The 10,111-nt window shown below is 56.3% G+C and carries 12 protein-coding genes and 1 tRNA gene; 7 read left to right on the forward strand and 6 right to left on the reverse strand.

The features are described from left to right. Positions 1–104: 104 nt before the first annotated feature. From AUC61_RS22950 to AUC61_RS22975, 6 genes are all read right to left on the reverse strand, one after another. Positions 105–1,409, reverse strand: a complete 1,305-nt coding sequence (locus AUC61_RS22950) for an ABC transporter ATP-binding protein (RefSeq protein ID WP_243248476.1) — start codon at positions 1,407–1,409, stop codon at positions 105–107. Between the two features lie 10 nt (positions 1,410–1,419). Then, positions 1,420–3,033, reverse strand: a complete 1,614-nt coding sequence (locus AUC61_RS22955) for an ABC transporter permease (protein ID WP_422765611.1) — start codon at positions 3,031–3,033, stop codon at positions 1,420–1,422. A 361-nt stretch (positions 3,034–3,394) separates the two neighbouring features. Then, positions 3,395–4,378 carry a 5'-nucleotidase gene (locus tag AUC61_RS22960; protein ID WP_243248478.1) on the reverse strand — a complete coding sequence of 328 codons (984 nt, stop codon included), beginning with the start codon at positions 4,376–4,378 and terminating at the stop codon, positions 3,395–3,397. A gap of 47 nt (positions 4,379–4,425) precedes the next feature. Beyond that, a complete protein-coding gene (locus AUC61_RS22965) occupies positions 4,426–4,827 on the reverse strand; it encodes a type II toxin-antitoxin system MqsA family antitoxin (protein WP_243248479.1) in 402 nt (133 codons plus the stop codon). A gap of 2 nt (positions 4,828–4,829) precedes the next feature. Continuing rightward, on the reverse strand, positions 4,830–5,126 hold the full coding sequence (locus AUC61_RS22970; protein WP_243248480.1) for a type II toxin-antitoxin system MqsR family toxin: 297 nt from the start codon (positions 5,124–5,126) through the stop codon (positions 4,830–4,832). Between the two features lie 479 nt (positions 5,127–5,605). Beyond that, positions 5,606–5,693 (reverse strand) — tRNA-Ser (locus AUC61_RS22975). A 122-nt stretch (positions 5,694–5,815) separates the two neighbouring features. Here AUC61_RS22975 and AUC61_RS22980 point away from each other — a divergent pair. From AUC61_RS22980 to AUC61_RS23010, 7 genes are all read left to right on the forward strand, one after another. Then, positions 5,816–6,487, forward strand: coding sequence for a Bax inhibitor-1/YccA family protein (locus AUC61_RS22980; protein ID WP_087265237.1), 672 nt, complete (start codon positions 5,816–5,818; stop codon positions 6,485–6,487). 102 nt (positions 6,488–6,589) lie between these two features. After that, a complete protein-coding gene (tusD, locus tag AUC61_RS22985) occupies positions 6,590–6,982 on the forward strand; it encodes a sulfurtransferase complex subunit TusD (protein ID WP_243248481.1) in 393 nt (130 codons plus the stop codon). A 1-nt stretch (position 6,983) separates the two neighbouring features. After that, a complete protein-coding gene (tusC, locus tag AUC61_RS22990; RefSeq protein ID WP_243248482.1) occupies positions 6,984–7,346 on the forward strand; it encodes a sulfurtransferase complex subunit TusC in 363 nt (120 codons plus the stop codon). Then, positions 7,346–7,642 (forward strand): sulfurtransferase complex subunit TusB, encoded by a 297-nt coding sequence (gene tusB / locus AUC61_RS22995; protein ID WP_243248483.1) that lies wholly within the window; start codon positions 7,346–7,348, stop codon positions 7,640–7,642. The genes tusC and tusB overlap by 1 nt, the downstream gene beginning before the upstream one ends. Further along, positions 7,639–7,974 carry a TusE/DsrC/DsvC family sulfur relay protein gene (locus AUC61_RS23000; RefSeq protein WP_243248484.1) on the forward strand — a complete coding sequence of 112 codons (336 nt, stop codon included), beginning with the start codon at positions 7,639–7,641 and terminating at the stop codon, positions 7,972–7,974. Before tusB ends, AUC61_RS23000 begins: the two co-directional genes overlap by 4 nt. After that, a complete protein-coding gene (locus tag AUC61_RS23005) occupies positions 7,971–8,972 on the forward strand; it encodes a glycosyl transferase family protein (protein WP_243248485.1) in 1,002 nt (333 codons plus the stop codon). Before AUC61_RS23000 ends, AUC61_RS23005 begins: the two co-directional genes overlap by 4 nt. Before the next feature lie 95 nt (positions 8,973–9,067). Continuing rightward, positions 9,068–10,075: a glutathione S-transferase family protein gene (locus tag AUC61_RS23010; RefSeq protein WP_243248486.1), complete on the forward strand. Its 1,008-nt coding sequence runs from the start codon at positions 9,068–9,070 to the stop codon at positions 10,073–10,075. The last annotated feature ends 36 nt before the right edge of the window (positions 10,076–10,111 follow it).

Consider the following 10,111-nt stretch of genomic DNA (forward strand, 5'->3'; position numbering starts at 1 on the left):
GGGTTCGTTTCACTGGATTACCATTGAGTGTCACCGCTATCTGGAGGTCAAGGCGGAGTGTATAGCGCCCGCCGGAGACTGTTTACCCAAGAGGATGAATTCAGTCAGGAAGGATTGTCGAGGCTGAATTGATCCGCCACGTCATCGTAAGCAAAAAGCTCGGCATAGCGCCCCCATTGCGTGACACAGTCCAGTGTCACGGCTGCGTCGCTTTGCGACATGAAATCTTCCAGCTCATCACGAAAACGTCTCGCCGGTGCTGTCCGCCCAGGACGATCATCAAGCACCCTGCGTATATGGCTGACCAGCGGCACATACTTGAGCAGATGCTGGGCAAACAGCTGCTTGCGCTCATCCACTTCCGATTGGGCGTAACGTCGCCCGGCCGCCAGAAGCGTGATATCGCCTTCCTGCATTTCAGCGAAACGCATTAACTGCAGCACTTCGGCGACGGGCAAAAGGTCTCCCGAGGTGTAACGCAACGCCGTTGCCAACTCGCGTAAATCGGCCTGGCCATTAAAGGGAGAGTTGTCTACCGCCTCGATCAGCCCCGCCAATGCGTTGGTCGAGGTCAGCGGCAAGACCATGCCAATACCATTGCCAGCAAACGGGCTTTCACGCAGCGACTGCACAGTATTGTTGCCTGCCATGTGTGCATAGATACTTTCGACCAGGGCCTGGAAGGCAGGGTCTGCGCGGTTACGGGGCTGAGCCAGAGCGACCTCAACCTCACACATGATCCGCCCTGGATTAGAGGAAAGAATCAGTATCCGGTCACACATCAACACGGCCTCTTCGATGTTGTGGGTGACCATTAATATTGACTTGATCGGCATCCGACCCTCGCTCCAGAGCTCAAGCAAATCAGTGCGCAGCGTTTCAGCGGTCAACACGTCCAGTGCGGAGAACGGCTCATCCATCAGCAGGATATCGGGGTCGACCACCAGCGCACGCGCCAGCCCCACGCGTTGGCGCATGCCGCCTGACAACTCTTTCGGGTAGGCACTCTCAAAACCGTCGAGGCCGATCATGTCGATAGCTGCCAGTGAACGACGACGTCGCTCCGGCGCAGCAACGCTCAAGGCCTCAAGACCAATTTCGACGTTCTGCAGAACCGTCAGCCACGGGAATAACGCGAAGCTCTGGAACACCATGCGCACTGAAGTCGAGACTCCCGGCGCGTTTGCTGGAAATGCGACCAGCCCCGAGGTCGGCGAAACCAGCCCTGCAATGGAGCGCAGCAAGGTCGACTTACCCGACCCGGAGCGCCCCAGTAACCCGATGACCTCGCCGTCGTTCAGGCGCATGGCTACATCGTCCAGCACGACGCGCCGGGTACCGCCCGCAGTACCATAGACATGCCCAAGCCCCTGCACGTCTACCAGACAACGTTTGTCGATCACTTCCATTGGATTGCCCTCAATCAATTCGAAGCCGGCGTTCGGCGAAGCGGTACAACGGTCGCCACAGCAGGCTGTTGAAACCGACCACAAAAACAGACATCACTACAATGCCCAGCGCCACCCGCTGGAAATCACCGGCGGCAGTCGCCTGAGCGATGAACGCCCCCAAGCCCGATGCATACAGATGGTCATCACCCCACGACACGGCCTCGGCGACGATACTGGCGTTCCACGAGCCGCCCGCTGCCGTCAGCGCGCCGGTCACGTAGTAGGGAAACACACCCGGCAGCGCGACTTTTCGCCACCATTGCCAGCCACGTACACGAAACACCTTCGAGGCTTCGAGCAAGTCGGTCGGCAAGGCGCTGGCACCGGCAATAACGTTGAAAAGGATGTACCACTGAGTGCCCAGTATCATCAGCGGCGATAGCCAGATATCGGGGTTAAGCTTCAGGGCGACAATCGTGACCACTGCAAACGGAAACAGGATATTCGCCGGGAATGCCGCCATTAATTGCGCAATGGGCTGCAAGCGTTCCGCCCTGCGCGGATTCAGGCCGATCCATACACCGACGGGTACCCAGACAAGGCTGGCAAGCACAATAAGCACCGCCACTCGCGCCAGCGTAGCGAGCCCGAGACCAAACACATTGATCACCTCATCCACGCCAAGCGTGCGGCCAATAAAATCTGTCAGTTGATAGATGCCAGTCAGGCATGCAGCAACCACCAGCGCTATCCAGGCTATATCAGTGAGGCGGCGAAACCGGGCGTCGAGCTTGAAAGCCAGCCTGAAACGACCGTATCCGAACATTCGCCCTGCGGGCAGCCAGTCGCGGATGCCTTGCAGGATCGCAAACAAAAACGGCACGAGGCGCGTTGACCTGAGCAGGTCATAAACCCTGGAACGGGGGCGCTTGTGTGAAGCGGTCTGCTCGAATCGAAACTTGTCCGCCCACGCTACGATCGGCCGGAAAAACAGCACGTCATACAGCACGATGACCGCAACCATGGCCACCACCGCCCAACTGATCGCCGCCAGGTCTTTATGTTGGATCGCGAGCGCCAGCCATGAACCGATGCCCGGTAAATTGACAGTGCTGTCGCCTACGGTAATGGACTCGGAAGCGACGACGAAAAACCAGCCTCCCGACATCGACATCATCATGTTCCACACCAGCCCCGGCGTCCCGAAAGGCAGCTCGACCTTGATGAACCGTTGCCACGCTGAAAATGAAAACTGCCGACTTACGTCATAAAGATCGTTGGGCACTGTCCTGAGCGACTGGTAGAAACTGAACGTCATGTTCCAGACCTGGCTGGTAAATATGGCAAAAACAGCCGCGCATTCCAGCCCCCATTGCTGGCCGGGAAACATGCTCATGAAGAACACGACGGTAAACGTCAGAAAACCAAGAACAGGCACCGACTGAAGAATGTCCAGCGCCGGAAGAATCACCATCGCGGCCTTGCGACTTTTAGCGGCCAGCGTGGCGATAACCACCGAAAAGATCACCGATGCAAACAACGCCGCAAACATGCGCAAAGTGGTGCGCAAGGTGTACGCAGGCAAGTGCGCCAGATCGAGCGACATTGGCGCTGACTCAAGGGCGCTGATGGGCTGATACATTTGACTGGCGCTGTAAAAGACAAACGTCGTCAGCAGCACGACGGCAGTAACGACCGCACCTTCAGCGAACAGTGATGCGGGGCGATTTTGCACCGGATTACGCACCGGTGCTCTCGCAGATAAGGGCAGGGGAAAACGCATAAATAGAGCCTCTATCGCGCTGTCCCGGCGTGCTGCATCTGCCACGTGGAGATGCAGAGCGCCCGGCACAACTCAGTCAACTATGCAGGGTTGCTCAGTCCGGCAAAGCTTAAGCAATGGCTTTGATCTGATCGACAGAAACTAAGGACGTAAAAATATACGTTGGTATAGCGAGGAGAACGTCACTGACTCGCTCGCTGGGCCTTGCTGGGTTGCTATTTCAAACAGCGCCTTCAATTGCCTCACTGCTACTCGCCACAGGCGGCTCGACAGGTCCCTGATTCGTAATCCCAAACGGAATGTGAACCGACGGTGCCACCGCACTCGCCGATTTCAGGTGCCCGGACTGGTCATCAAAGAAGATGTGTGGCTTCAGTACGGCGAGCACCTTGCCCTTCTCGATACCGCCCAGGAAAAACGCGTCATTGACCATCACCCCCCAACTCTTCAGGGTATTCAGCGCGCGCTCGTGTGAAGGTGCGCTTCGGGCCGTCACGATGGAGACCCTGATCCGGTTTTCATAATCAGGATTGAGCTTTTTGTGCTGCTCTTCAACCGACTGGATCTTCGCCATCCGGACCATGAATTCTTTCAGCGGGCCAGGGTTGTGTGGCTCCATCACGTTCTTCACTTCGTGGGCATGGAATTCCACCAGGCCGGACGACTGCATGACCGTCTCAGCCTCATCGCCCGCCAGTACGCCATCAAAGTCGAAGGCGATACGCAGGGTTTTGTCGTCTTCATCGTCATCAAACTGCGAGTCCAGAACCTGGCCTGCGGGATAACCGGCCTTGATGGCAGCTTCCACATCGGCTTTGTTGCCTGACAGAAACAGCGCAATGTTCAACGCCGGAATGTATTCATACGGCGAGCGCCCCTGCATGAAAATAGCGCGCGTCATCCCCAGCCCGTAATGCTCGATGGTTTTCATCACCCGCAAGCCCGTGTCCGGATCGTTTCGGGACAACAGCACCACCTCGACCAGCGGATCAGACGGGTCACTGCTCAAGTCATTCAGCGACAGCAAACGCTTGATGAATGGAAAGGCGATCCCCTTGGGAAGCGGATTGTTCAGGTTCTGTTCCTGAAACTTCCGATACTCCTCTTCGCCCTGACTTCGAAACACTGCGTCCGAATCCAGCAGATCAAAAACGGCGCTGGAGGCAACGCCGATGACCAATCGATTGTCCAGCTCGTAGGGCATTGGGGTTCTCTTTAATGGAGGCTGTGTTGTCACGGGTGATGGGGACGTCAGGATACTCTGACTTCTTCCAACAGTTCAGGGTGACGATCAAGAACCTTTAGCAGCTTTATCAACGCTACCGGAGGTTTGGTTTTACCGGTCTCATACCGTGAGAATGCGTTCACGCCGCCACCGAATATTTCCGCAGCCTCACGTTGATCGAGGTCGAGTTTTTTACGCACAGTGGTGATGAAACCAGGATCGACGATAGAGGCATTCACCTGCTTGTTGAACACGATCATCGCGGCGCTCACCCGCATAGACTCAACGGCATCCATCACCGCCTCACCACAAACCGGGCAATAGTCACCGGTAACTGCCTGGATGACGGTCGAATCGCTTTTGTAGGTATAAGGCATATCGCGGGTGTCATGTACCAGCTCAGCCGAACCGCACGATGGGCATTTCATGCTCATAGCTCCTTGAAGGACACGATGAGCACGTCATCAATGACCGTGAGTTTCAAATAGACCTCTCCGGCAAACGTAGTGCGCCGGTAAACGTCTTGCCAAACCTTGGTGTCGCTATACGTGGTCATGCTCTTGTAAAAGTCTGCCGGGACCAGGTCCATGACGACGCCCACAACACCTTTGAAATCGAAGCCTAATGCTGCACCACCCGCCAAGGCAGCCGTCGTTGAACGCACCTTTCCCGCATCAATTAACCCTTTGACGACAGACAGCTTGCAATGAGGTGTTCGCTTCTCCATTTCGAAAGTAACCTACTAGGTTTAATTGAGCAAGTAGGTTAATGGACCTGGATTCGCATCAGTCCATAGATAGTTATATTGATGAGCTCACCATTCGCACCTGATCGCGAGCCTGGAATATCGGCATCAGACCAACAGGATGCTTCGCCGCCCGATTCGATATCGACATTGAGCAGTATTGGATGCGCCGTGAAGCAGCGTCCGAGGGCCCTGCCCGGGGCATCGGATATGTTCAGATCAGGATTCGGCCCAAGGCTGCCAGCGAAATGGTGTTCGGGGAGCAGGCGCCGAGCACTCGAACACGGGGATAATCGTGTCGGTTATGGCCGTTCAGAAGAAATAGTGATCCAGATGGCCAGCCCCTGAAAAGGAGGAAGTTTCGAAGGCCTGTGAGAGTTGCGAACGATTTAGCAGCCTTGCGCCACCAAACCCCACAAACGAAAAAGCCCTGAATAATCAGGGCTTTGACGTATCTAAGATGGCGGAAGCATAGAGATTCGAACTCTAGGACCTGTTACAGTCGGCAGTTTTCAAGACTGCTGCCTTAAACCACTCGGCCATACTTCCGTTTGCATTGCGGGCGCCATAATACCGGAATGAAACAAGCTGTCAAACTCTCTGTATGGCCGTTTGCAGGCGGTCTGTTATGATCTTTGCAACTCAACATTTCAACCACTAGGAGTTTCGCCATGCGCGAACAGGATTACGCAGTTAATAACGGCGTGCAGGCCGATCAGCTAGAGGTTAGCCGCGTCCTGCGCAACACATACGGTCTTCTGGCTCTGACCCTTGCTTTCAGCGGTGTCATGGCTTTTGTAGCGCAGCAGATGCGCGTTGGCTATCCGAACATTTTCGTCGTGCTGATCGGTTTCTACGGTCTGTTCTTCCTCACCAACAAACTGCGCGACTCGGCGTGGGGTCTGGTGTCGGCATTCGCGTTGACCGGCTTCATGGGTTTCATCCTTGGGCCGATCCTCAACCGTTACCTGGGCATGCAAGGCGGCGCTGAAGTTGTCAGCTCGGCATTTGCCATGACCGCACTGGTGTTTGGTGGCCTGTCGGCTTACGTGCTGATTACCCGCAAGGACATGAGTTTCCTCGGTGGTTTCATCACCGCCGGCTTCTTCGTCCTGCTGGCAGCGGTGCTGGCGAGCATTTTCTTCCAGATCAGCGGCCTGCAGTTGGCGATCAGCGCTGGCTTCGTGCTGTTCTCGTCGGCCTGCATTCTGTTCCAGACCAGCGCGATTATTCAGGGTGGTGAGCGTAACTACATCATGGCGACCATCAGCCTGTATGTTTCGATCTACAACCTGTTTGTCAGCCTGTTGCAGATCTTCGGCATCATGAGCCGCGACGACTGATCAGTTGCTCTGCTTCAACAAAAAGCCCGCCTAGCGGGCTTTTTGCTGTCTAGTGCTCGTGAATTCTTTATCATTGGCCAAGTTTTCTCTTCAGAGCCTGTCATGAAGTTCGCGATCAATCTTTTCAGCGCAGCCCATGCGCCCTCCTCGCGCCGCGCACTGCTGTTTGCTCAGGCGGCGCTGGCCGGGGGGCATGAGATTGTACGGCTGTTTTTCTATCAGGACGGCGTCCACAGTGCTTCGGCCAATGTCGTGACGCCTCAGGATGAACACGACCTACCCTCCCAATGGCGTGACTTCATTACGCAGCATCAACTGGATGGCGTGGTGTGTATTGCCGCCGCCCTGCGTCGTGGTGTGCTGAATCAAGAAGAAGCGCAGCGCTATCAACGCCCCGCTGCCAACCTGCTTGCCCCGTGGGAATTATCCGGGCTCGGCCAGTTACACGATGCGGCGCAAACTGCTGACCGTGTGATTTGTTTCGGAGGGCCTTGAAATGGCTAAATCAATGTTGATCATCAGCCGCCAAGCGCCATGGTCCGGACCTGGTGCGCGTGAGGCGCTGGATATCGTGCTGGCCGGTGGCGCCTATGATTTACCGGTTGGGCTTTTGTTTCTGGATGACGGCGTCTTTCAGCTGTTGCCGGATCAGAATGCCAAAGCTCTGCAGCAGAAAGACCTGACCGCCAACCTCAAGGCGCTTTCGATGTTTGGTGTCGAAGATATCTACGCCTGCGGTACCAGCCTTGCCGAGCGTGGCATCCTGCAGGAAGCGGTGGATGAGGAAATCATTCAGCTGCCGCAATCCACTGAAATCTCCGCGCTCATTGACCGTTACGACCACGTGATCACTATCTGATGTCGACTCTGCACGTTTTATCTCATTCGCCCTTCACTGACAGTCGCCTGACCAGTTGTCTGCGGCTGCTCGGCCCGGCTGACGGTGTGCTGCTGTGCGGCGACGCCAGCTACGCGCTGACCGATTCGACAGCAGCACTTCAGGCTTTGCAGGCTCACAGCGCTAATCAGGTGTTTGTGCTTGAAGAAGATATTCAGGCGCGGAGCATGGTTGCGCCCGAGTGGGTACAGGTCGTCGACTATCCCGGCTTCGTTGAGCTGTCCATCCGTTTTGATAAGGTCAACACGTGGCTATGAGCGAGCTGAACGTGGCCGGACAAAGTATTGCCCTGGATAAAGACGGCTTTCTGCAAAGCCTTGATGACTGGTCAATGGAGGCTGCTCACGCCCTGGCGAGCCTTGAAGACATTGAGCTAAGTCCCGAGCATGTCGAAATACTGCTGTTGCTGAGGGAGTTCTACAGCGAATTCCAGCTATCACCCGCGACCCGCCCGCTGATCAAGTACACGGCTCTGAAACTCGGCCCGGAAAAAGGCAACAGCATGCACCTGAACCGCCTGTTCAACGGCACTCCCGCCAAACTCGCCGCCAAGCTGGCGGGCCTGCCCAAGCCGACTAATTGCATATGAACGACTACGCCCCTCTCGTCCTTGAAACACCCACCGAGCACCCATTCGCCCAATTCGTCCGTATTCTAGGCAAAGGCAAGCGTGGAGCGCGTAATCTGACCCGCGAAGAAGCGCGAGAGGCCATGGGCATGCTCCTCGACGAAAAGGTCGAAGACAGCCAGTTGGGTGCCTTTCTGATGCTGCTACGGCACAAGGAAGAAAGCGCAGAAGAACTGGCAGGCTTCACTGAGGCACTGCGCGAGCGATTGAACGCCCCGCCGTTGCAGGTCGATATCGACTGGCCTACTTATGCGGGCAAAAAGCGCCACCTACCCTGGTATCTGCTGGCGGCCAAGTGCCTGGCACAGAACGGGGTGCGAATCTTGATGCACGGCGGCGGCGCGCACACCGCCGGACGTATGTACACCGAACAATTGCTGGATCTGCTGGGTATTCCGCTGTGCCGTAACTGGCACGCCGTGGATGACGCACTGCAACAACACAACCTGGCGTTCTTTCCGCTGGGCGACTGGGCGCCACAGCTGCAGCGCATGATTGATCTACGCAACACGCTTGGGCTGCGGTCGCCAATTCACTCCCTGGCCCGCATCCTGAACCCTCTGGATGCCCGCTGCGGCCTGCAAAGCATCTTCCACCCCGGTTATCAGAGCGTTCATCGCGATGCCAGTGGCTTGCTGGGCAATCACACGATCGTGGTCAAAGGCGATGGCGGCGAGGTGGAGATCAACCCGGACACGATCAGCCACCTCTACGGCACTACCGCAGGTGAGCCATGGGATGAGGAATGGCCTGCACTTTCTGATCGCCGCCATGTAAAACCGGCGACGCTGGACCCGCAGCAGCTCGTGGCGCTTTGGAAAGGCGAAATCGAAGACAGTTATCCGCAACTGGCATTGATTTCGACTATGGCGCTGGCCCTCCGCGGTTTGGGATTGCCTCGCTCAGAAGCCTTTGCTCAGGCTGAGTTGTTCTGGAAAAACCGGAAAACATCGATTTAACCGATCATTACTGCCCAACCTTTGCGCTATTTGTTCGAACGAATCGGCCTAAACTCATCTCCAAAGCACGTAAGCACATCATTTTGGAGTTTGATATGGGCCTTCTCGTCGAAGGACGCTGGCAAGACCAGTGGTACGAAAGCAGTAAAGATGGGGCGTTCCAACGCGAACAAGCGCAACGCCGTAACTGGATTACCGCAGACGGTCGACCAGGCCCCTCAGGCGAAGGCGGCTTTCAGGCCGAAGCCGGGCGCTATCATCTGTACGTATCGCTGGCCTGCCCCTGGGCTCACCGCACGCTGATTTATCGCAAGCTCAAAGGGCTGGAAAGCCTGATCGACGTTTCAGTAGTCAGCTGGCTGATGCGCGAGCATGGCTGGACCTTCGATACCGAAAAAGGCTCAACGGGTGATCCGCTCGACGGCCATGAGTTTCTCTATCAGCGTTACCTCGCCGATACACCGGACTATACCGGCCGGGTCACCGTGCCTCTGCTGTGGGACAAAAAGCTGCAACGCATCGTCAGCAACGAGTCCGCGGAAATCATCCGCATGTTCAACAGCGCGTTTGACGAACTGACCGGCAATCGCCTGGACCTCTATCCAGACGCACTGCAGTCTCCGATCAATGAGTTGAACGACCGTATTTACCCGGCAGTGAATAACGGCGTGTACCGTGCGGGCTTCGCAACCTCTCAAGGGGCTTATGAAGAGGCCTTTGATGATGTCTTCGCCGAACTGGATGCGCTGGAAAAGCTGTTGGGCGAAAAACGCTACCTAACGGGTGAATACCTGACTGAAGCCGACGTGCGCCTGTTCACTACGATCGTACGTTTCGACCCGGTCTATCACGGGCATTTCAAGTGCAACCTGAGACGGATTTCGGACTATCCGAACCTGAGCAACTGGATGCTGGAGCTGTATCAGTGGCCGGGTATCACCGAAACGGTGGACTTTGAGCACATCAAACATCACTACTATGAGAGCCACGGCACCATCAATCCGACAGCTGTTGTGCCGAAGGGCCCGTTGCAGGACCTGGGCAGAGCGCATGATCGTGAGCGACTGACGGGACGTGGGATCTGGAACAAGACAGGCGTGTAACCTTGGCGCTGTCTGCGCCATCCAGGGTCAAAACCA

This window comes from Pseudomonas maioricensis (assembly GCF_022790535.1).
GTDB lineage: Bacteria > Pseudomonadota > Gammaproteobacteria > Pseudomonadales > Pseudomonadaceae > Aquipseudomonas > Aquipseudomonas maioricensis.